Source organism: Thermococcus sp. 101 C5 (genome assembly GCF_009372125.1).
GTDB lineage: Archaea > Methanobacteriota_B > Thermococci > Thermococcales > Thermococcaceae > Thermococcus_A > Thermococcus_A bergensis.
The window spans coordinates 1-20755 of the sequence record NZ_WHIZ01000034.1; the positions used below are offsets into that span (position 1 = coordinate 1).

The following is a 20755-nucleotide window of genomic DNA, read 5'->3' on the forward strand; positions in this document are numbered from 1 at the left end:
TTCTCCCAGTTGTGGAGGGTTGAGTAGTGAATGTTTGCTCCGAAGAATTTTCTGCCGTAGTGCTGGGCGTCTCTGAGAGGTAGGTTGTAGTATTGTTTAAAGAGGAGTATTGCCAGTATTGTTTTTACTGGAAATTTTTTGGATTTTGGCAGGTTCTTCAGCTTTCCTTCTGATTCGAAGTCTGCTAAAACGTCAAGAATTGCGAATGCCACGCTTTCAGGGTCTTTGAGTCTGTGATCCCATCTGGGGATCACGACAACCACCCGAAAGAATTCAGCAAAAACCCTAATAAAGGTTACTATAAACACGCCCATTTTTTTGAAAGGTATTTAACAATTGCTTTTAAAATTTTAAAACTAGTTATAGACAGGAAGGGTTTTTGTTGGACTTTTCTAAATTTTGGGCAACATTAGATAGCCTTTTAAGGTTAGCGACTAAGTTAAACTTGTCTGCTGGCTTTTATGTCATCTTTGATAAAAATATTTGAAAGTTTGATATCTGGTTTATTTAAAATCTTATAAGAAAACCTTAAAATCATTAAAATCTTTTAAAACAATGAACACCTATGTACGCATGTTAGGCTTTGTGCCGCGGTGATGCAATATGAAGAAAAAAATGCTGGGCTTTGCTTTGTTGTTGTTAGTAGGGCTAGCAGTCGTTGCTAGTGGGTGCATTGGAAGCTCTTCAAGCCAAACACAAACCCAAACTCAAAGTGCTCAGGAGACTAAAGAATCCACAACCCAACCAGAACTTGTTATCAAGATCGCAAACTACTATGCCCCTAATCATCCCGTCAACGAGGCTCTCGAAAAGGTCTTCAAGCCAATAGTAGAATACAGATCTGGAGGAAAGATAAAAGTTGAAATATACCCAGCAAGCCAACTTGGTGGAGAGAGGGAATTCATTGAGGGTGTCATTGAAGGTACAATCGAAATGTGTGTTTCTGGAAACCTATGGAGCAGATGGGCACCACAAGTTGATTGGGTTGAGTTGGGATACGTCTGGAAGAGCCTGGACCAAGCATATAAGTTCATGAACGGACCGGCTTTTGACATGTACCACGAGTTTGTCGAGTCAAAATATGACGTCAAATATCTCGGCTCGTTTATCAGAGGATGGAGAGTTGCCGGAAACAACGTGAGACCAGTTAGAACGCCCGAAGATGCAAAGGGCATAAAGTACAGAGTCTGGGAGTCAGAATGGATTATAAAAACAGTGAAAGCTATGGGATTTGAACCAGTCGCAATGCCTGTTGGAGAAGTAATCTCCGCTCTCGAAACGGGAACCGTTGATGGTGGCGGGCAACCAATATACCAAATCTACTATGCTGGCTGGTACAAGTACCTTAAGTACATTTCTCTTACAAACCACGTTGTTAACCCAGGTGAATTCTGGATCAACGGAGGAGTATGGAAAAAACTTGGCGAAATGAAATTTGGTGACGAAACCGGACAAGATATAATTCAAGATGCAGTATATGCCACAATTCAGTACATTAACCAGAGACTTAGGGATGAGGAGCAGATTATCCTCAAGAAACTCGAAGAAGATCCAAACACCGAAGTTATCTATGACGTCGATAGAGAGGCTTTTGCTGAAAGAGTGAAGCCTGTACACGAGGAGTTCTTCCAGAAGTATCCGGAAGCCAAGAAGTACTATGATATAGCAATGCAAATTGAGCCTTGACATTGGTTTTCATTTTCCTCATTGGTTATCTTTTTCCTTTATTACTCATTAGGAGGTGATAACATGTCACTCTCAGCAATAAATCTCATAAGAGAAAAGATACATAGAATTATAGATTGGATATTGGTTGTTCTTCTAATTCCAATTACTCTGGGAACGTTTATACAGGTAGTACTTAGATATGGATTCCACAAAACAATACCTCAACTAAACGAACTTGCCACGGTTATGCTTGTGTGGCTCTCAATTATAGCTGCTGCCAAAGTTCTTGACAAGGAATCTCATCCAGCGTTTACAATGGTTGTAGAAAAGACCTCTGGAAAAATAAGGGATATTATTCGCCTACTCGACTGGGGTATAATATTCGGAATCTTGGCTGTTCTCGTTAAAGGGTCACTGCGTCTTTTGGAGTCCGGGCGCACCCAGACACTTTCAACTGTAAATCTTTCTTACAATTGGGTATATGGCTCGCTTTTAGTGGGTTCTGTGTTTATGATAATAATTTCAGCCTTTAAGACCATCGAGACCGTTGCCCATATGCTCGGCAAGGGAGGTGAGAACATTGGCTGATGCGATAACCATCTTAGTAGTGTTTCTTGCACTGCTTATAATAGCAACTCTCTTGAGTGTTCCAATAGCGTTTGTGCTGGGATTAATCGCTGTAGTGTTAATTGATTTGTATCTCCCCAACTTAGACCTTTCATTTGTCATGGCGCGTAGAGTAATAACGGGAATGCAGATTTACACACTGTTAGCAATTCCATTTTTCATGTTAGCCGGGGAAATCATGAGTAGGTCTGGAATTGTAGAGGATATAATCGAATTTGCCAAATACTTTGTTGGTAGTATAAGAGGAGGATTAGCTCACGCAACAGTAGTTGCAAACATACTTATGGCTGGTTTAAGCGGTTCAGCAGTTGCTGATGCAGCAGCCATTGGTTCCCTTACAATCCCAGCAATGGAGAAAGCAGGTTACGGAAAGAAGTTCGGAACAGCCATAGCAACTTCAGCGGCTCTTATTGGTCCAGTAATTCCACCAAGCATTCCAATGATTATACTTGGTATTGTTGCTCAAATATCAATTGTGGACTTATTTATCGGAGGTATAGTCCCTGGAATATTGATGGGTCTAAGTTTGATGGGATACGTTTATTTCATATCCAAGAAGAGGAACTATCCGGCTGCAGGAAGACCCCCAGCATTTCTACCAGTTCTCAGAAAAACCATTTGGGCAATACTCCTCCCTATAATTATTGTTGGTGGAATAAGATTTGGTGTATTTACTCCAACTGAGGGTGGAGCAATTGCGGCAGTATATGCAGCAGTAATTGCGAAGTTAGTATACAAGATGGAGTGGAAAGAATATAAAGAAGCCTTGGTTGGGGCAGCTGAGAGCACCGGTGTTGTCTTGTTGGTTTGTGGGATGGCAATGGTTCTTACATGGGTGCTAACAGTCCTTCAAGTACCGCAATTCATTGTACAACTATTCCAGAGCATTACAACAAACAAGTATGTATTCCTTTTCATAGTCAACGTCTTCTTATTCATAATGGGTATGATAATAGACCTCACACCGAACATTTACCTTTTGGCTCCATTGTTGTTCCCTGTTGCTAAAGCCTATGGAATAGACCCAATCCATTTCGGTGTTGTCATGTCAGTAAACTTGACTGTAGGTCTTCTCACACCACCAGTCGGGACAGTGTTGCTCCTCGGTTCAGCACTTTCAAAGGTAAAGCTCGAAGACTTAGTAAAAGAGCTTATTCCAATCTATGTGTTGTACTTCATAATCCTGCTTGTGATAACTTACATTCCGGAGATCGTCCTAATCCCTGTTCACGCACTTGGGGGGGTGAAGTAAATGGAGTCTGAAGCTATAAGAGTTAGAAAGGACGACCTATACAACTTTTGTGTAAATGTCTTTGTTAAAGCTGGCGTTCCGGAAGAAGAAGCCAAGATAGTTTCAGAGCACTTGGTTGAGGCAAGTTTAAGGGGAGTTGATTCCCACGGAGTCATAAGAGTTCCCTACTACATAGAGGGCATTAAGAAAGGTCTAGTAAACGCTAAGTCTAATGTATCAATAGTGAAGGAAACTCCCGTCTCAGCACTGCTTGATGGAGGAAATGGCTTGGGGCAAGTAGTAGCGAAAAAAGCTATGGATATGGCTATTGAAAAAGCAAAAAGTTCCGGAGTTGGTTTGGTGGGAGCTAAGAATTTGGGTCACGTTGGAATGCTTGCGTATTACACTAAGAGACTCGCAGAAAACAAGCTTGTTGGTTTTGCCTTTGCAAATGGACCTGCCTTGGTAGCCCCATGGGGAGGAGCCGAGAGAGTCTTTGGTACAAACCCACTAAGCTATGGCTTCCCAACAAAGAACAAGCCAATAGTCCTTGATATAGCAACAAGTGCAACCGCTCACTTTAAGATAAAAGTTGCAATGATTAGAGGAGAGGAACTCGCTCCAGGGCTTGCCTTGGACAAAGATGGAAACCCAACAACAGATCCAAAGAAGGCATTTGAAGGAATACTACTCCCGTTCGGTGCTCACAAAGGATATGGATTCTCTCTCCTTGTTACGCTGATGACAGTGCCCCTTATTGGCGGAACGTTCGACAAAGACGTTGTCCTTCATGCATCAACCCAGGGAGGATTCTTTGTAATGGCGATAAATCCAACGCTGTTCAGAGAGTATGAGGAGTTCATTGAAGACGTTCAGAGAGTTGTTAACACCATCAAGTCAACAAAGCCAGCAAAAGGGTTCAAAGAAGTTCTGTTGCCGGGGGAAATTGAGGAGAGAATAGCAGAGGAGAGATCAAAGAACGGCATACCAATTGACCTAGAGGTCTGGAAGAGTTTTGAGGAGCTTTCTAAAGAATACGGTGTCGAACTTCCTAAGCCTCTTTGAGTTTCTTTAACTTTATTTGGAGGGTTTTACATGGCGAAATTCAAGGTAGTCGTAACTGACTATGAGTATGAGTCGTTGGAGAACGAGAGGAGAGAGCTTGAGAAAGTTGGGGCAGAGCTCGTACCAGCTCAGTTAAGATATGCTTCGCCGAAAGAAATAATCGAGGTATGTAGAGATGCAGATGGATTAATTGTTCAGTATGCAAAGATAACAAGGGAAGTTATTGAGGGGCTGGAAAAGTGTAAGGTTATAGCAAGGTATGGAATTGGAGTTGACAATGTTGACGTAAAAGCAGCAACAGAAAAAGGAATATTTGTGGTAAATGTTCCCGACTATTGTATAGAAGAAGTCTCTGACCATACAGTAGCATTGTTGTTAGCAAGTGTGAGAAAACTGACCCTGTATGATAAGGCTGTCAAATCAGGCACATGGGACTATAAGGTAGGTAAGCCCCTCTTCAGAATTCAAGGAAAGACTCTTGGATTGATTGGGTTTGGAAAATTAGCCAGAAGAGTGGCTGAAAAAATGAAGCCATTTGGTGTCAACATAATCACATATGACCCCTATATAAGCCCAGAACTTACTGAAAAATACGGTGTAAAGCTTGTTAGCAGCTTGGAGGAATTACTAAAGAATTCAGACTTCATATCAATTCATGTTCCCCTGACTGATGAAACTTATCATCTGCTCAGCGACAAAGAATTTGAGCTCATGAAGGACAACGTGATTATCGTAAACACCGCTAGAGGTCCAATAATTGACGAAAAAGCCCTTGTAAAAGCTCTAGAACAGGGAAAAGTAATGTACGCTGGCTTAGATGTAACGGAGGCTGAACCCATTCCGAAGGATAGTCCGCTTCTTAAGTTTGATAACGTAATAATTACCCCACATGTTGCTTGGTACTCTGAAGAAAGCCAAAAGGAGTTACAGACAAAAGCTGCAAGAGGAGTTGCCGAGGTCTTAAGCGGAAAGATTCCTACCTATCTTGTAAATCCTGAAGTTCTCGACGTTATAAAAAAGAAAAAAAGGAGGTGACTCAAATGAGTGAAAAAGCACCCTCTGTTGTGGCTTTTGGAGAAACAATGATTAGATTTTCCACAAAGAACTTTGAAAGAATCGAACAAGCCAAAGAACTTGCAATTGGGATTGGAGGAACAGAATCAAACTTTGCTATTGCATTTGCAAGGCTCGGCGGAAGAGCGACATGGATAAGTAAGCTGACAAACAACCCTCTCGGAAGGTTCGTCGCAAATAAAATCAGAGAGCACGGTGTGGACGTCTCCCATGTAATCTGGACGGATGATTATCGTGTGGGATTATACTTCATCGAGTTTGGAAAGAAGCCCAGACCAACTCAGGTCATATACGACAGAAAGAACTCAGCTATAGCCAACATTGATCCGTATGAAGTGAACTGGGAGATTCTCAAAGACTACGATGCTTTTCATACCACTGGAATTACCGTTGCACTTAGTGAGAACTGTAAGAAAGCGGTAGAAGTTGGAATCAGCAAGGCAAAAGAGTTTGGTACAAAGGTATCCTTTGACGTTAATTACAGATCCAAGCTCTGGTCACCAGAGGAGGCATTCAGGGCTCTTGATCCAATATTAGGAAAAGTTGATATCTTGCTTGTTACAAAGGACGACGCGAGGAACGTCCTAAAGGTCTCAGGAAGCTATGAGGAAATGATAATGGAGCTAGGTGAGAGATACAACCCTGAAGTTGTTGTTCTTACCTTAGGCTCAGAGGGAGCAATGGCGCTCAAGGATGGAAAAATCTACAGAGCAGAGCCATATGAGCTGGAGGTAGTCGATAGGATAGGAGCTGGAGACGCTTTCGATGCAGGTTTTGTGTACGAGTACCTGAGAACGGGAGACGTCGAAAAGGCGCTCAACTTAGGAGTTGCAATGGCAGCTTATGCCCACACAATACCCGGAGATGTAATGTTCATGACGAGGGAGGAGATTGAGACGATAATGAGACAGAGGCACCATGACGTTGTGAGGTGATTAAGATGAAGTTTGAGGGAATCTTTCCCCCTGGAATAACCCCTTTTAAAAACGATGAAGTTGATGAAGAGAAGCTCACAGATTACTTGGACTTCCTAATCAAGGGAGGGATTCATGGCTTATTTGCACTTGGAACCAATGGAGAAGGACCTTTGCTGACATTTGAAGAGAAGAAAAGAGTGATAAAAACCACGGTGGAGTATGTAAATGGTAAAATCCCGGTAATAGTGGGAACAGGATGTACAAGCACAAAAGAAACGGTAGAGCTCAGCAAATATGCGGAAAAAGTTGGAGCAGATGCACTCCATGTCGTAACCCCCTACTATTACCCACTTACTCAAAATGGTATCATAAAGCACTACAAGAAAGTTGCTGAGAGCGTTGAAATACCGGTCATAATCTATCACATTCCTCCAAGAACAGGGGTAAAAATTGATGTGAACACACTGCTGAAGTTGGCAGAAGTTCCAAACATAGTCGGTATAAAAGACAGCTCAAAGGATGTTATCTGGTTCTACGACGCAATTTCAGCAGTCAGGGAGAAGAGACCTGACTTTATATTCTTCAGCGGAAGTGATGCACTGATATACACCCACCTAACCCTTGGAGCAAACGGTGCAGTTTCGGCAGTTGCTAACGTATTCCCCGAAATAGTAGTGCAACTTTATGAGGAGTTCAAGAAAGGGAACCTAGCAAAGGCAAAAGAGATTCAGGACAGAGTCCTGAAGATCAGATCAGCCCTTCAAAAAGGCTTCCCGTACATGTCAGGTGTCAAGGGAGCACTGAAGCTCAGAGGAATGGACTTTGGCGACCTCAGAAGCCCCCTCGAATCCTTGGACGAAGAAGGGCTGAAAGAGCTCGAAAGAAGACTTAAGGAACTCAACTTGCTCTGACATTTTTCATAATTTTTAGGTGATAAAAATGGTGGTTAGACTTCCATTTGGAGATACTGTGTATGAAGTTAAGCCCACCAAGATAATAGGACTGGGCAAGAACTACTTGGCTCCAAACGAGCCAAAGGAAAACGCTCCTGAGAAGCCAATCATATTCCTAAAGCCACCCTCATCACTTATAGGCCCGGATGAGACAATTATTATTCCAAAGCTGAGCAAAGAGGTTCACCACGAAGTGGAGCTTGGTGTGATCATAGGGAAGAGAGGAAAGAACATCCCAAGGGAGGAAGCCTTTGATTACATTCTCGGCTATACGGTGCTCCTGGATATCACGGCGAGGGACATCATCACCGAAGCCATAAAGAAGGGCTTGCCGTGGGCTGTTGCTAAAGGATTTGACACATTTACTCCCGTGGGACCAAGAATCGTCGGAAAAGACGAGCTCGATCCGAGTGATTTAGAAATAGGCTTGAAGGTTAACGGGGAAGTTAGACAGCTTTCTAGGACGAGCAGGATGATATTCAGGATAGACGAGATAATTGAGTACGTATCCAAAATTATGACACTCGAGCCAGGAGACATCATTGCTACGGGAACTCCAGAAGGTGTTGACTTGTTAAAGCCCGGAGATGTTGTTGAGGGATGGATAGAAGGAATTGGGATTCTAAAGGAAAGAGTTGATGTTGAAAAATGAATTTCGAGATTTTATTTTTCTATTTTTTTTCTGTTCGCTTTTTGGTTTGAGGTCAATGATTTCAAAAATACTTGTCTGACCAGCAAGGTTTATAAGTTGAGCTCTTTTACTAAAGACCGAGCGCCGGGGTAGCCTAGCCAGGGAAGGCGGTGGACTCGAGATCCACTGGGCGTTTGCCCGCCGGGGTTCAAATCCCCGCCCCGGCGCCAATAGCCGAGTAAATAAAAAGGAAAAAGAGTCACAGCTTTACTTCTTTTCCGTCAATCTCATTATTAACCGATTTTACCGTGGTGGCTTCTAACAGAGAGAAACTTAAAAAGCAAAGCGAAGCTGAGCTATGTAATCACAAGGGCTCCGTCCTTTTCAACTATTACCGTATGTTCTGCCTGGGAAACGAGTCCTCCTCTTATCTCCTTCAGGATGGGATAACCATAAAGTGCTCCAGCTTTTTCAAGTTGCATTAATGCCAGTTTCAGCTGTGCCTCTGGCATGAGGTTTTGAACCCAGCGATATGCAAATGGCAAGGTGGAGAAGTTCTTTTTGATATAGTTCAAAAGGGTTCTTGCCTGTGGTAATCTAACAGGTCTGTCCCTAACGTACATGTATATAAGAGTGGGTGGTACTTCTATTACCTGCCCACCCCCTGTGGTTGCGAAGGGCTCTATCGCTACAACGTCCCCTTCTTTGAGCTCATAGTTATCGTGTGGTCTGTAAATGTTTGGGATTGAAATGCCGGTGTGAAGCTTATACCTCTCTATTACATGCCCGCTGAGGTTGACTATTGGATTAAACCCATGTTTCCTTATCGTTTCTTCTATGATTTTCCCGATTTCATTTATTTTTACTCCCGCTCTAACGACGCTTATCGCGTTTTCGAGCGCTTCTCTTGAGGCTTCGATTAGCTCGTCATCTTCCATTCCCACTCTCACTGTAAAAGCCGTATCCGCTATATAACCATCAACGTGAACGCCCAAATCAACTTTTAGGTAATCTCCCTCATGGAGAACAGTCTTATCCCCAATATATGGAGTGTAGTGGGCAGCAATCTCGTTTATTGAGAGGTTGCACGGAAAAGCAGGTTTTCCTCCAAGCTCTATTGTTCGGTTTTCAACAAACTCGGCTATCTCATAAAGTGATGCTCCGGGTTTTATTAGCTTTAGAACTTCTTCTTTAATCTTTTTCGCGATTTCTCCTGCTTTGATGAGCTTTTCAACTTTGTCGTCCATTTCTACCACCTAAGTTCAATCTCTGTTTTGTTTTTAAAAAAGTTGTCTGATTTCTCGAAAATTTTTTAACGCCCTATTCTCCTTAAAAAATGTGGTGACCCAATGCTAGAGCTTCGGAAGTACATCAACATCGCCGATGATATCTTTGTCATAAGAACCCTTATAGGGGCACTTCTTCAAGGTATAGGTGTTGCTTACCTAATCCCAGTCTTAATTACGTGGATTTACACGGAAGAGATGGGGTATATCTACTACTTTGTTTTTCCCGGTTTGGCATGTATCCTCCTTGGCGCATGGCTTGGCAGACATTCTGAACACATAGAAGATGTAAATTTGAGGCAGGCTATGGTTTCGGCAGCTTTTGTATGGCTCTTTGCATCCTTTGTAAGTGTGGTTCCGTTTATGAGGATAGCGGGTATGAGTTTTGTTGACTCTTATTTTGAGAGTATGTCTGCTTGGACTGGAACAGGGCTGACCATGATGCGCAATCTCGAAAGCTACCCCCGTATAATCCTCTTCTGGAGGGCTTGGATGCAGTGGCTCGGTGGAATTGGTATAGTATTGGTTGCTTTAACAGTTTTAATCCGTCCTGGAGTTGCCGCGGCGAGACTTTACAAAGCAGAAGCGAGAAGCGAGAGAATTCTCCCAAACTTGGCAAATACTTCAAAGATAATCTTTCAGATATATGCTGTTCTAACAGTTGTGGGCGTTTACCTGTACTATATAAACGGTATGGAGCTTTTCGATGCTGTGATACACTCAATGACCGGCCTTGGAACCGGTGGTATGAGCTCGTATGACTTGAGCATAGGGTTTTTCAACAGCCTCAGCATAGAGGCGGTTACAATTTTCCTTATGATAATGGGCGCAACAAACTTTACCGTCCACTATAAGATGTTTAAGGAGAGATCCCTTGTGCCCTTCTTTAGGGATATTCAGGTTAAGTACATGTTCTTCTTTTTAGCACCTGTTATAGCGCTCATTGGATATGGGCTTATGATTTACAATGGGTTTTCACTTGGAGAATCTTTTAGGGAAGCCGTGTTCCATGCAGTGTCTGCAATAACGTGTACCGGTTTTTCCATCTCGGATTTATCCCAGTATCCAGAACTGGCAAAGCTCCTCATAGGCTTTCTGATGGTAGTTGGGGGTGGTGCTGGAAGTACGGCTGGAGGTATAAAGCTTATCCGTGTAACCCTGACGTTTCAGACATTAAAGTGGACTATTCAACAGGCCATCCTTCCCAAGGGCGCGGTCATAAAAAGAAAAATTGGCGATTATACCTTTACGGAAGAAGATTTACAGGAGGTCTTGGGCTTTACGATGACTTACATTGCTCTCTTGCTAATTGGGACTGTATGGATCATGTTTAGGCTTGGAACTGGCTTGGCAGATGCTTTCTTTGAAGTTTCCTCTGCTCAAGGAAACGTTGGTCTAAGCGTGGGAATAACATCTCCAGGACTGCCGCTGGACGTTAAGATTCTCCTTATCCTTCACATGTGGATAGGAAGGTTGGAAATATTCTCAACCCTCGTGTTCATATTTGGTGTCCTCCTAATGGTGCCGAGAATCGTGGAGAGGGAGTAGCAAATGATAAGAGTGGAAGAGCTGAGCTTTAAATACGCTGGAGCGAAGGAGTATTCCCTCAGGGACATCAGCTTTAGGGTTAAGAAGGGGGAATTTTTGGGTGTTTTAGGGGCGAGCGGGAGCGGAAAATCTACTCTCTGCTTAACTTTCAATGGTATAATCCCCCATTCGATAAGAGGTGACTTTGAGGGCAATGTCTTTGTTAAGGGCTACAACACTAGAGAGGCCAGTGTGGCAGAACTTTCGAAGATTGTGGGACTTGTTCTTCAGAATCCCGACTCCCAGCTCTTCAACATGACCGTTGAGGAAGAAGTGGCCTTTGCCCTTGAAAATCTTGGTCTGGATGCGGAAGAGATAAAGCGGAGAATTCACTGGGCGTTGAAAATTACGGGGCTTGAGGGGCTTGAAAAGGAATTTCCCCCGAATCTAAGCGGGGGACAGAAGCAGAGGCTTGTGATAGCGAGCGTCTTAGCGGTTAAGCCCGAGGTCTTGGTGCTCGATGAGCCCACATCTCAACTGGACCCCATTGGCAGGGAGCAGGTTTTAAGCCTGATAACTCTTCTAAACAAGGAACAGGGCATTACAATAGTTCTGGTTGAGCACAACACTGAGTATCTATTTGATTTCGCGGACAGGATAATAGTCCTCGACAGGGGAGAGGTTGTGATGGAAGGAAAACCGAGAGAGGTTTTTGAGGAGGCTGATTACTTAAGAAAGCTCGGCATTAAAATACCGGTCAGCGTGAAAATAGGGGCGGAATTAAAAAGGAAAGGACTCCTCCAAAAAGCTGCCCTAAGTGATGAAGAACTTATAGAAGCTCTCAATGCCCTGCTGAAGAGCTGAGCTTTTCCAGCAATAACTCAAGGTAAGACTTTCTCTCGAACTTTTTAACCCCGAGAGACTTTAAGATTTCCATGAGCCTCGGAACTTCCCTTTCTACCTCTTTTTCGTCCTTTGCGAGTTTCTCTATCTCGACGAACTTTCCGAGTCCCTCAACTATGTCCAACGTTATAGTAACCCCTTTTTCCACATAGTATTTTTCTCTGATTTTTTCCACCGTGAGGACTTCTTTAAAGCCGAGAAGCCTTAAAAGTTCAAGATATGTGTCAACATCGTCAACTCTGACCTCTATTTCCTTCCGGGTTTTTGAAAGCTCGTCAAGTTTTGGTCCTTTGTACGTGAGAAACGCCTCGTAATGGCCGTTGAAGCGTTTTATCCTTATCCTTAGTGCTTCATCCGTCTCTGCAAAATCTCTGCACGGGTGATTGAAATAGATGTCCTCGTGTATTTCCTTTCTCATAAACTCAAAGGTCTCCCTAACCCTTTCGAATACTTTATCATCTGCATATCCTTTGAGCTCAATCTCGATCATTCTATTCCCTCCAGGTTTCTTTTTAGCTTATTCAAGCATCTTTCGCAGTAGTCTTTTCCTTTATAATCAGTGTCGATTATCGAATTCGAAAAGTGCATTACACAGCGGGAGTTTTCGCAATGGCCGAGCCCAAAGACATGCCCAAGCTCGTGCATTGCCTCCTTTATAGCCCTTTCTTTTAAAACTTCTCCGTCTTTTTCGTTATACAATTCCGGCCTCAGCCTTGTCAGTGATATTATGGCGGCCTTTAAGTGAGGACTGGCAAGCCCAAAAATAAAGTTCATGTCCTCCTCATAGAGGTCGGCATCTGTGATCCCTAAAACTGCTGAAAAGCCGCTCCTATGCTCTGCAACCTTCACAAGGAAGAACCTTCCAAGGTACTGGCCTCTAAGTGGGTTGTATGAGAAGAAAAGGTCACCTGCAGTTAGAGGGGGTAAAACTTCCACCTCAAATCCGAATTTTGAGTAGAATTCTCTGATATAGTCGGCAACTTCCTTTAGAACGTCTTCCTCAACCTTTTTTACTACCAATGGGAGGATTCCTATCTTCACTCTTCACCCTCCAGAAAAGACCTGAGGAATTTCAAACCCTCTTCAAGGAACTGAAGGTACTCTTCCATGTTTCTAAAGGCTATCTCATCGTTAAGGATGTCGTAGTTGTAAATCAACACTTCTCTCAGCTGGACTAAGAAATCGAGCTTCTCCTTTAGCTCATCGTCAATAATATTTTCTTCATGCAGCTTCTCAACTATTCCTTGATAGCTTACGGCTCCGAGCTCTAAGCTGGAGGCGACTTCATTGAGAGCATCGAGGAGGTTCTGGATTGCAAATTCAAGCTGCTTGTATATCCCATCTTTGGCAAGGCCCATATTTGAAAATCTTTCCTGAGTTTTTGGGAGCGAGCTCTTTATGGTATGAATGCTCTTTTCAATTAGCTCTGCTTTATATTCGATTTCCCCTTTCTTCACACATAACACCAAGAATAATTAGGGAATAAGAAAAGATAAGGTTTTTCATGGAGTTAAGTCCATTGGCCTGAGTTCTTCCAGCAGGTGTTTTGCAAGCTTTATTGTATTATCAACGTCCCTCGCGTCGGTAAGCTCTACCTGTGAGTGCATGTATTTTATTGGAATCGAAAGGACTGCTGTCGCTACTCCTTCGCGGTTTATCTGCATGATGTTTGCGTCTGTTCCGGTTGGTCTTGGGCTTGGCTCCACTTGGAGAGGTATCTCATATTTCTTGGCAACCTCATCAGCAAATGCCCTTATCTTTGGATTTATGTTGGGTCCAACGTCCATTACTGGGCCTTTTCCGAGCTCTGGGACTATTTTGCCTTTGTCCCCGGGCTGTTTGGCAAAGGTAACGTCCATTGCTATTCCAATCTCTGGGTCAATTGCATAGCTTGCCACCCTCGCTCCTCTCAGTCCAACCTCTTCTTGGACGCTTGCCACGAAGTATATATCTGCTTGGTGCTCTTCTAAAGCTCTTGCCGCCTCTATCATGGCATAGAGGCATATTCTATCGTCTAAATACGGGCTGGCAAAGCGGTTTTCATTAAGCCTTGTAAAAGCCGGGGCGAATTCTATTATCGTCCCTACTTTTACACCCATTTTCTCCGCTTCTTCTTTGGAGTCTGCTCCGATGTCGATGACTATTGTATCCCAATCTGCCGCCTTGTTTCTCTCTTCGGGCTTGGTTAGGTGGGGTGGGATATGTCCAACGACACCATAGATCTCTCCATTTTCCCCGAAGATTCTAACCCTTTGTGCCACAAGGGTTCTTGGGTCAACTCCTCCAACCGGGACAACGTGCAGGTAGCCTTTCTCATCTATGTGGTTGACCATAAGACCAATCTTGTCCATGTGGGCGGCTATCATTACCCTTGGCCCGTCGCCCTTCTTGTGGGCTATGACGTTTCCAAGCTTGTCCACTTTGATCTCATCGACGTAACCTTCAAGGGCTTCGATTACAACATCTCTGATTCCCATGAACTCGTATCCAGAAACTCCCGGAGCCTCGATAACCTTCTGCATAAGCTCCCAGTTAACCATTCTATCCCCTCCGTTTAGATGCTTATCTTAATGAAACTTTGACCCTTAAAAATTTTCCGAATCTGCCATCTTGCCCTAAGGAGGAGCATTCGGAAGAAAAAGTAAAAGTTCAAAGAATGACCTGCAAAAACGCCTCTTCCCCGGGTTCAAGCTTGTCTATTTCCCATATTACCTTGCCGTCTTCTATTGTTACCCTTCCCTTTGTTGCCCTTGCTTCCACGGCGTTTATGGCTTTTTCATACCTGAAGTTTTGGAGCTCTCTCATCCTTGGAGCCCTCACCTTGACAAAATAGTATCTATCCAGCTGTTCTTCGAATTTAAGCGGTCTGAAAAGTGCTAGATAAGAGGTACTCCCGAAGAGTACTGCAGAGAGAACCAAGATTATGGGCAAGTTTCCGTAGTCTTTTGGCTTTGCCGGAGGAATCGGTGTTGTTTGGTTTATTGGGGTAGACGTAGTTTGGGTTGGAGTTTGGGTCTCTGGTTTTTGGGGCTCTTTGACGGCTATTATTGCTTCTGCCCCAAGATATCTGTCGCTTTCGGCTTTTAAAGAGATGCTGCCGAAGCCGGTTTCGTTTAAGTTTATCAACGCTGTCCCGTTTTCATCTGTCACGCTGTAGGTTTTCCCAAGTGGACCTATGGCCTCTATGGTGACGCTTGCTATCCCTTTTCCTGCCGAATCTCTAACATGGACTAAAAGTGTTTCATTTCTCTGCTCATATGTGATAAAGAGCTTTTTGACCTCCACAAATGTTTCAACTATTTTTCCATCGAGGTTGAGAGTTATGTGATAAGTTCCGGGCTCTTTTGCCTCGATAAAGGCCATTCCATATGAGTCTGTTTTCAGCTCGGTGCCTTCTATTATTACCGGTATTCCTCCTACTCCGTTTCCTTCCTCATCTAAGACCCTCACGTATATTATGCCCTTTTCGAATTTTGTTTCGTATCTCAGGTTCCTTTGATAAACTTCGAAGCTTTTTGTAATCGTTTTTGAAAGGCCCCCAAAGTTGGTTCTCACAAGGATTGTATATTTTCCCACACCGGGCTTGGGAAGGAATATCACGTACTCCCATTTGTTTTTCGGGTACTCTGGGTAAAGAAAGATGTTGTGGACGGACTTCTCGGCAATTGAAACGTTTTCTCTGTAGATTTCGTAAGAAACATCTCCGAAAATTACCCCGTTAGAGGAGGAAGAAACCTTCAGCGTTATGGTGACATCTTCTCCAAAAAGGTATCTGTCTTCTACATCAATGTCAATCGAATAGCTCACTTTTGTAAGAACTCTTAATGAAATCGGAACCTCAGTAAGCATCTTTCCTACCCTTGCAACCACTTTAAGCTCATAAACTCCCGCTTTGGGATTTTCGATATATATTGGTAGAGTTTTCTCTATTTTTTCTCCGGGTTCTACCTTTTTTATGAACTCCGAGCCATAGAGAAATCCCTCTACCGCTGGCCCGGAGACGTAAAGGGTCACATTCTCTGCAGTTTCGTTGCCAACGTTACTCAATACAACCGGAACTAAGATTGTTTCGCCAGGCTTAGCTTTGAAGCTCTTTTGAGCAACCTCAAGTAATAGGGAAGGCTGAGCGCTCACTATTGAAAGAGAGAGCAAAAAAAGCATTGTTATCAAGACAACGGCCCTTTTATCCACCTTCAATCACCTCAAATAAAGATTTTTGCTTACCAATTACTTCGTCAAAGGTGTTGGCTTCATGCTTTGCCATTTGTAGTGTTATGCCATAATTTTTCCCGCTCTTTTTTAGCTCTCCAGCATCAAAAAAATACCAGCCATTGTTTATGAATTTGATAGCAACTATTCCCTTTCCTCCAAATCTGTTGGCAAAGCTTTTTACCTTCTCAACCTCTTCCTCGCTTAAATAGATTTTATCGCTCCTCGTGGTTTTAACCTCAATGCAGAGGTAAAGCTTACCATTTCCCGCAACAATATCGACTTTTTTGCTTCCTGCTGACCTAACAACGGCAAATCCTTCTTTTTCAAGCATCTTTATGAGCTCTCTCTCGGCACTGGCACCTTTTCTGTATCTCATTAGCGTTCCCCCACATATCTTTTATGGCGTTAAAGTTTATAAGTTGTTTCACCCAGCCATTAGCGGTGATGGTCATGGTGATTTACGAGCTAAATGGAAAGAAACCTAAAATTCACGAAACGGCTTTTGTGGATGAGAACGCTTACATAATTGGAGACGTCGTTTTGGAGGAGAAAACGAGCGTTTGGCCTTCAGCAGTTCTGAGGGGAGACATAGAACAGATATACGTTGGAAGGGGTTCGAACATTCAGGACAATGTTAGCATCCACACCTCCCATGGAATGCCCACAATAATAGGGGAGTACGTTACAATAGGGCACAACGCAGTTGTTCACGGGGCAAAGATTGGAAATTACGTTATCGTCGGAATGGGTGCTGTGGTGTTGGATGGTGCAAAGATTGGAAACCACGTCATAATAGGTGCTGGAGCTTTAATACCTCCAGGGAAGGAGATCCCGGACTACAGCCTTGTCGTAGGTGTTCCGGGCAAAGTTGTGAGGCAGCTCAGTGAAGAGGAAATAGAGATGACAAAGAAGAATGCTGAGATTTATATTGAGCTTGCCGAAATGCACATGGCAAAGAGAAAGAAGATTGAGTGAAGGAAGATGCTCTACAGGATTGTATCCAAAATTCCTCATATTTTATTTAAACCCGCTTATGACCTGTATGAGTCCTATCTCTTTGAAAAGGTTAAATCTCAGCCCGAAAAGATACCCAAGCACGTGGCAATCATAATGGATGGTAACAGAAGGTGGGCAAGGCTTTTGGACAAACCTCCGTGGTATGGCCACCTCTTCGGCTCCAGAAAACTGGAAGAAATCCTTGAATGGTGTAGGGAACTGGGCATAAGGACGCTGACTGTTTACGCTTTCTCAACCGAGAACTTCAAGAGGAGCAAAGAAGAAGTGGAAATGCTCATGAATCTCTTTGAAAAGAAGTTCAAAGAACTTGTACATGATGAAAGAGTCCACAAGTATGGAATAAGGGTCAATGTCTTAGGCAGGAAAGAGCTGTTGCCAAGGAACGTGAGGGAAGCGGCGGAGGAGGCTGAGAAAGCGACGAGAAAATACAACAACTACATTCTAAACATTGCCGTTGCATATGGTGGGAGGAGCGAGATTGTAGATGCCATAAAGAGAATTGTTGAAGACGTTCAAGCTGGAAAGCTGAGCAAAGAGGAAATAAACGAGGAGCTCTTAAAAAGGTACCTTTACGTGCCCAATATGTCTGACCCTGACATAGTTATAAGGACTGGGAGAGAGATAAGGATAAGCAATTTCCTTCTTTATCAGATTGCTTATAGCGAGCTTTTCTTTGTTGACGTGTATTTTCCCGAATTCAGGAAGATTGACTTTTTGAGGATAATAAGAGAATATCAAAAACGCCACAGAAGGTTCGGGAAATAGTTATGGAAAGATTTATAACTGGACTTTTGAAGTGAATGATGAACTGACGATCAATGTTTTAGGTGGTGCGATATGGGAAAAAGGGAAGAGATGATTAAGGAAATCAAGCAATTGATGACTCAACCAGAGAGAATTAGAAATATGGGTATTGCCGCTCACATTGACCACGGTAAGACTACATTGAGTGACAACCTGTTGGCTGGAGCGGGAATGATTAGCGAAGAGCTTGCAGGAAAGCAGCTCGTGCTTGATTTTGATGAGCAGGAGCAGGCAAGAGGTATTACAATTAACGCCGCTAACGTTTCAATGATTCACGAGTATGAGGGGCAGAAGTACCTAATCAACCTCATTGACACTCCAGGTCACGTTGACTTCGGTGGTGACGTTACAAGAGCAATGAGAGCCATAGATGGAGCAATAATCGTTGTGGATGCCGTCGAGGGCGTAATGCCCCAGACGGAGACTGTTCTCAGGCAGGCTTTGAGGGAGTACGTTAAGCCAGTTCTTTTCATAAACAAGGTTGACAGACTCATTAAGGAGCTCAAGCTTACACCACAGCAGATGCAGGAGAGGTTCGTTAAAGTAATTACCGACGTAAACCGCTTGATCAGGAGGTACGCTCCTCCAGAGTTTAAGGACAAGTGGCTTGTTAAAGTTGAGGATGGTAGCGTTGCTTTTGGTTCAGCTTACTACAACTGGGCACTCAGCGTCCCCTACATGAAGAGTACCGGTGTCTCATTCAAGGACATTATTGACTTAACAAACGCTGGTGACCTTAAGACCCTTAGAAAGAAGGCTCCGCTTCACGTGGTTGTTTTGGACATGGTAGTCAGACACCTTCCAAATCCACTACAAGCCCAGAAGTACAGAATTCCGCACCTTTGGAGAGGAGACATCGAGAGCGAGATTGGTCAGGCGATGCTTAACTGTGATCCAAATGGAAAGATGGCCATGGTTGTTACAAAGATCATTATTGACAAGCACGCCGGTGAAGTTGCAACCGGTAGAGTATGGAGCGGTACCGTAAAGACGGGTCAAGAGGTTTACCTCGTCACCGCAAAGAGGAAAGCAAGAATCCAGCAAGTTGGTATCTATATGGGGCCAGAGAGAATCAACATGGAGGCAGTCCCAGCAGGTAACATAGTTGCTGTGACAGGTTTGAGAGATGCAATGGCTGGTGAAACAGTTAGCGAGGAGCAAATCGAGCCATTCGAGGCACTTCACTACACAAGTGAGCCCGTCGTTACAGTGGCTATTGAAGCAAAGAACATTAAAGACTTACCAAGGCTTATCGAAGCTCTCAGACAGCTCGCCAAGGAAGATCCAACACTTCACGTTAAAATCGACGAGGAGACTGGCCAGCACCTCCTAAGTGGTATGGGTGAGCTCCACCTTGAGGTCAAGCTCTACAAGCTCAAGGAGGACTGGGGAATCGACGTTGATGTGTCGGAGCCCATAGTGGTCTACCGCGAGAGCATAAGCAAGGCCAGCCCCATAGTCGAGGGCAAGTCACCAAACAAGCACAACAGGTTCTACATTGTTGTTGAGCCAATGCCAGATGAGATCTACCAAGCAATTAGAGAAGGCGAAATACCGGAAGGAAGACCAAAGGATCCAAAGGCTGTTGCAAAGAAGCTTGCTGAGCTCGGTATGGACTACGAAGTTGCCAAGGGCATCGTCGATGTCTACAACGGAAACATGTTCTTCGACAACACCAAGGGTATCCAGTACCTCAACGAAGTCATGGATCTCCTCGTAGATGGTTTCCACCAGGCTATGGACGAGGGACCGCTCGCAAAAGAGCCAGTAATGAAGGTTATAGTTAGACTCGTGGATGCAAAGATTCACGAGGACAACGTCCACAGAGGTCCGGCCCAGATCTACCCAGCAATTAGAACCGCTATACACTGTGCAATGATGAAGGCTAACCCAGTGCTCTATGAGCCATACCAGAAGGTCATCATTAACGTTCCATACGAATACATGGGTGCAGTCAGCAGAGAGCTTAACCAGAGAAGAGGACAGCTTGTTGACATGAGGCAAGAAGGTGAAGTAATGATAATCATTGCAGAGGCTCCAGTTGCTGAGATGTTCGGATTCGCTGGAGCAATTAGAGGTGCAACAAGCGGTAGAGCACTGTGGAGCACAGAGCACGCTGGCTTCAAGAGAGTTCCAAACGAACTTGCTATAAACATCATAAGGCAGATAAGACAAAGAAAAGGCCTTGATCCAAACCCACCGACAGAGAAGGACGTCTGCCCACAGCAGTGAAGTCCTTTCCTTTTTAAATTTGTTCTTGTTTTCTTAACTGTAACCTAATCTAACCCGTGGAAAGGATTCTCTAAAATTAAGAAAAAACGAAGGTATGCTGGGTTATTCGTCGTGGACTAGCATCTTTTTGAGCTCTCGAAGAGAAGAAATATTAGTTCATCCCAACTGAGTTCTCGTCCAAAATTTTTCTGAAGTTTTTCCTTTTCCCTCTTTAGAAGGAGGTATGTGTCTGGATGTAGAGGAATCGTTTTGTATCTACTTTTTCTTTTATTAACTCTATCTCCATCATTCCCAACGGGTCTATACATAAAACAACCTCCTACCCTAGTTCCCATTAGATCGTTAGGGTTATAAGTACTTAAGTTTTTTGGTTGATTGGTGGTTGTATTGAGTTTTCAGAGGGAAATCCTGATCATAAAATCCGAAATCTACCCGATAATCAGCAAACACTACCCGAAAAACACTCACAGGGAAATAATCAGCCTCTACGACCTAATAACCTTCGCAATACTAGCACACTTGCACTTTAACGGAGTTTACAAGCACGCTTACAGAGTCCTAATCGAAGAAATGAAGCTGTTCCCCAAAATCAGGTACAACAAACTAAC

Annotated in this window: 22 protein-coding genes, 1 tRNA gene and 1 pseudogene; 15 read left to right on the forward strand and 9 right to left on the reverse strand. The window is 43.7% G+C overall.

Annotation, left to right across the window (positions count from 1 at the left end):
* Positions 1-314, reverse strand: a 314-nt coding sequence (locus tag GBV73_RS06270; protein WP_152880132.1) for a hypothetical protein, incomplete at its 3' end; no start/stop codon positions are given.
* 289 nt (positions 315-603) lie between these two features.
* Between GBV73_RS06270 and GBV73_RS06275 the strand changes: the two genes are divergently transcribed.
* From GBV73_RS06275 to GBV73_RS06315, 9 genes are all read left to right on the forward strand, one after another.
* On the forward strand, positions 604-1686 hold the full coding sequence (locus GBV73_RS06275; RefSeq protein WP_152880134.1) for a TRAP transporter substrate-binding protein: 1083 nt from the start codon (positions 604-606) through the stop codon (positions 1684-1686).
* A gap of 63 nt (positions 1687-1749) precedes the next feature.
* The gene (locus GBV73_RS06280) at positions 1750-2256 is read left to right on the forward strand and encodes a TRAP transporter small permease (RefSeq protein ID WP_152880137.1); all 507 of its coding nucleotides are present in this window, start codon (positions 1750-1752) and stop codon (positions 2254-2256) included.
* Positions 2249-3547: a TRAP transporter large permease gene (locus tag GBV73_RS06285; RefSeq protein ID WP_152880139.1), complete on the forward strand. Its 1299-nt coding sequence runs from the start codon at positions 2249-2251 to the stop codon at positions 3545-3547. Before GBV73_RS06280 ends, GBV73_RS06285 begins: the two co-directional genes overlap by 8 nt.
* Entirely contained in the window at positions 3548-4591 is a 1044-nt protein-coding gene (locus tag GBV73_RS06290) for an Ldh family oxidoreductase (protein WP_042701083.1), read from the forward strand.
* A 30-nt stretch (positions 4592-4621) separates the two neighbouring features.
* Positions 4622-5626, forward strand: a complete 1005-nt coding sequence (locus tag GBV73_RS06295; RefSeq protein WP_152880141.1) for a C-terminal binding protein — start codon at positions 4622-4624, stop codon at positions 5624-5626.
* 5 nt (positions 5627-5631) lie between these two features.
* Entirely contained in the window at positions 5632-6600 is a 969-nt protein-coding gene (locus tag GBV73_RS06300; RefSeq protein WP_042701080.1) for a sugar kinase, read from the forward strand.
* Positions 6601-6605: 5 nt separating this feature from the next.
* Positions 6606-7493, forward strand: coding sequence for a 4-hydroxy-tetrahydrodipicolinate synthase (dapA, locus tag GBV73_RS06305; RefSeq protein WP_152880143.1), 888 nt, complete (start codon positions 6606-6608; stop codon positions 7491-7493).
* A 31-nt stretch (positions 7494-7524) separates the two neighbouring features.
* Positions 7525-8187 (forward strand): fumarylacetoacetate hydrolase family protein, encoded by a 663-nt coding sequence (locus GBV73_RS06310; protein WP_042702188.1) that lies wholly within the window; start codon positions 7525-7527, stop codon positions 8185-8187.
* A gap of 122 nt (positions 8188-8309) precedes the next feature.
* Positions 8310-8396, forward strand: a tRNA-Ser gene (locus tag GBV73_RS06315).
* Between the two features lie 126 nt (positions 8397-8522).
* Here the strand turns inward: GBV73_RS06315 and map are convergent.
* Positions 8523-9413, reverse strand: a complete 891-nt coding sequence (map, locus tag GBV73_RS06320) for a type II methionyl aminopeptidase (protein ID WP_152880165.1) — start codon at positions 9411-9413, stop codon at positions 8523-8525.
* A gap of 102 nt (positions 9414-9515) precedes the next feature.
* On the opposite strand from map, the gene GBV73_RS06325 reads away from it, so the two are divergent.
* Both GBV73_RS06325 and GBV73_RS06330 read left to right on the forward strand, forming a co-directional pair.
* The gene (locus GBV73_RS06325) at positions 9516-11000 is read left to right on the forward strand and encodes a TrkH family potassium uptake protein (RefSeq protein ID WP_152880147.1); all 1485 of its coding nucleotides are present in this window, start codon (positions 9516-9518) and stop codon (positions 10998-11000) included.
* A gap of 3 nt (positions 11001-11003) precedes the next feature.
* Entirely contained in the window at positions 11004-11843 is an 840-nt protein-coding gene (locus GBV73_RS06330) for an ATP-binding cassette domain-containing protein (RefSeq protein ID WP_152880149.1), read from the forward strand.
* Here the strand turns inward: GBV73_RS06330 and cyaB are convergent.
* The 6 genes from cyaB to hjc form a co-directional block, all read right to left on the reverse strand.
* Complete coding sequence (gene cyaB, locus GBV73_RS06335; protein ID WP_152880151.1) at positions 11821-12372, reverse strand: class IV adenylate cyclase; 552 nt, start codon at positions 12370-12372, stop codon at positions 11821-11823. The two genes, GBV73_RS06330 and cyaB, sit on opposite strands and share 23 nt — an antisense overlap.
* Positions 12369-12923: an archaemetzincin family Zn-dependent metalloprotease gene (locus GBV73_RS06340; RefSeq protein ID WP_371717042.1), complete on the reverse strand. Its 555-nt coding sequence runs from the start codon at positions 12921-12923 to the stop codon at positions 12369-12371. The genes cyaB and GBV73_RS06340 overlap by 4 nt, the downstream gene beginning before the upstream one ends.
* A complete protein-coding gene (locus GBV73_RS06345; RefSeq protein WP_371717043.1) occupies positions 12920-13339 on the reverse strand; it encodes a HepT-like ribonuclease domain-containing protein in 420 nt (139 codons plus the stop codon). The genes GBV73_RS06340 and GBV73_RS06345 overlap by 4 nt, the downstream gene beginning before the upstream one ends.
* Positions 13340-13384: 45 nt before the next feature.
* Positions 13385-14422: a lysyl aminopeptidase gene (locus GBV73_RS06350; protein ID WP_152880155.1), complete on the reverse strand. Its 1038-nt coding sequence runs from the start codon at positions 14420-14422 to the stop codon at positions 13385-13387.
* Between the two features lie 109 nt (positions 14423-14531).
* Positions 14532-16073: a hypothetical protein gene (locus GBV73_RS06355; protein WP_371717044.1), complete on the reverse strand. Its 1542-nt coding sequence runs from the start codon at positions 16071-16073 to the stop codon at positions 14532-14534.
* Positions 16066-16470 carry a Holliday junction resolvase Hjc gene (hjc, locus tag GBV73_RS06360; RefSeq protein WP_152880157.1) on the reverse strand — a complete coding sequence of 135 codons (405 nt, stop codon included), beginning with the start codon at positions 16468-16470 and terminating at the stop codon, positions 16066-16068. The genes GBV73_RS06355 and hjc overlap by 8 nt, the downstream gene beginning before the upstream one ends.
* A gap of 74 nt (positions 16471-16544) precedes the next feature.
* Here hjc and GBV73_RS06365 point away from each other — a divergent pair, with 74 nt between their 5' ends.
* The 3 genes from GBV73_RS06365 (at position 16545) to GBV73_RS06375 (ending at position 20147) form a co-directional block, all read left to right on the forward strand.
* Positions 16545-17069, forward strand: coding sequence for a gamma carbonic anhydrase family protein (locus tag GBV73_RS06365; RefSeq protein WP_152880172.1), 525 nt, complete (start codon positions 16545-16547; stop codon positions 17067-17069).
* A 6-nt stretch (positions 17070-17075) separates the two neighbouring features.
* Positions 17076-17876, forward strand: a complete 801-nt coding sequence (uppS, locus tag GBV73_RS06370) for a polyprenyl diphosphate synthase (protein ID WP_152880159.1) — start codon at positions 17076-17078, stop codon at positions 17874-17876.
* Positions 17877-17948: 72 nt separating this feature from the next.
* On the forward strand, positions 17949-20147 hold the full coding sequence (locus GBV73_RS06375) for an elongation factor EF-2 (protein ID WP_152880161.1): 2199 nt from the start codon (positions 17949-17951) through the stop codon (positions 20145-20147).
* Positions 20148-20263: 116 nt separating this feature from the next.
* On the opposite strand, the gene GBV73_RS06380 is transcribed toward GBV73_RS06375, so the two are convergent.
* A complete protein-coding gene (locus GBV73_RS06380) occupies positions 20264-20482 on the reverse strand; it encodes a hypothetical protein (RefSeq protein WP_152880163.1) in 219 nt (72 codons plus the stop codon).
* A 43-nt stretch (positions 20483-20525) separates the two neighbouring features.
* Between GBV73_RS06380 and GBV73_RS06385 the strand changes: the two are divergent.
* Positions 20526-20755, forward strand: a pseudogene (locus GBV73_RS06385) (IS982 family transposase); the annotation flags it as partial.

Excerpts from the sequence above, each read along its gene's own strand:
- GBV73_RS06275 (WP_152880134.1), top strand. The coding sequence starts at position 604 with ATGAAGAAAAAAATGCTGGGCTTTGCTTTGTTGTTGTTAGTAGGGCTA.
- GBV73_RS06280 (WP_152880137.1), top strand. The coding sequence starts at position 1,750 with ATGTCACTCTCAGCAATAAATCTCATAAGAGAAAAGATACATAGAATT.
- GBV73_RS06290 (WP_042701083.1), top strand. The coding sequence starts at position 3,548 with ATGGAGTCTGAAGCTATAAGAGTTAGAAAGGACGACCTATACAACTTT.
- GBV73_RS06295 (WP_152880141.1), top strand. The coding sequence starts at position 4,622 with ATGGCGAAATTCAAGGTAGTCGTAACTGACTATGAGTATGAGTCGTTG.
- GBV73_RS06300 (WP_042701080.1), top strand. The coding sequence starts at position 5,632 with ATGAGTGAAAAAGCACCCTCTGTTGTGGCTTTTGGAGAAACAATGATT.
- dapA (WP_152880143.1), top strand. The coding sequence starts at position 6,606 with ATGAAGTTTGAGGGAATCTTTCCCCCTGGAATAACCCCTTTTAAAAAC.
- map (WP_152880165.1), bottom strand. The coding sequence starts at position 9,413 with ATGGACGACAAAGTTGAAAAGCTCATCAAAGCAGGAGAAATCGCGAAA.
- GBV73_RS06325 (WP_152880147.1), top strand. The coding sequence starts at position 9,516 with ATGCTAGAGCTTCGGAAGTACATCAACATCGCCGATGATATCTTTGTC.
- GBV73_RS06330 (WP_152880149.1), top strand. The coding sequence starts at position 11,004 with ATGATAAGAGTGGAAGAGCTGAGCTTTAAATACGCTGGAGCGAAGGAG.
- cyaB (WP_152880151.1), bottom strand. The coding sequence starts at position 12,372 with ATGATCGAGATTGAGCTCAAAGGATATGCAGATGATAAAGTATTCGAA.
- GBV73_RS06350 (WP_152880155.1), bottom strand. The coding sequence starts at position 14,422 with ATGGTTAACTGGGAGCTTATGCAGAAGGTTATCGAGGCTCCGGGAGTT.
- hjc (WP_152880157.1), bottom strand. The coding sequence starts at position 16,470 with ATGAGATACAGAAAAGGTGCCAGTGCCGAGAGAGAGCTCATAAAGATG.
- GBV73_RS06365 (WP_152880172.1), top strand. The coding sequence starts at position 16,545 with ATGGTGATTTACGAGCTAAATGGAAAGAAACCTAAAATTCACGAAACG.
- uppS (WP_152880159.1), top strand. The coding sequence starts at position 17,076 with ATGCTCTACAGGATTGTATCCAAAATTCCTCATATTTTATTTAAACCC.
- GBV73_RS06375 (WP_152880161.1), top strand. The coding sequence starts at position 17,949 with ATGGGAAAAAGGGAAGAGATGATTAAGGAAATCAAGCAATTGATGACT.
- GBV73_RS06380 (WP_152880163.1), bottom strand. The coding sequence starts at position 20,482 with ATGGGAACTAGGGTAGGAGGTTGTTTTATGTATAGACCCGTTGGGAAT.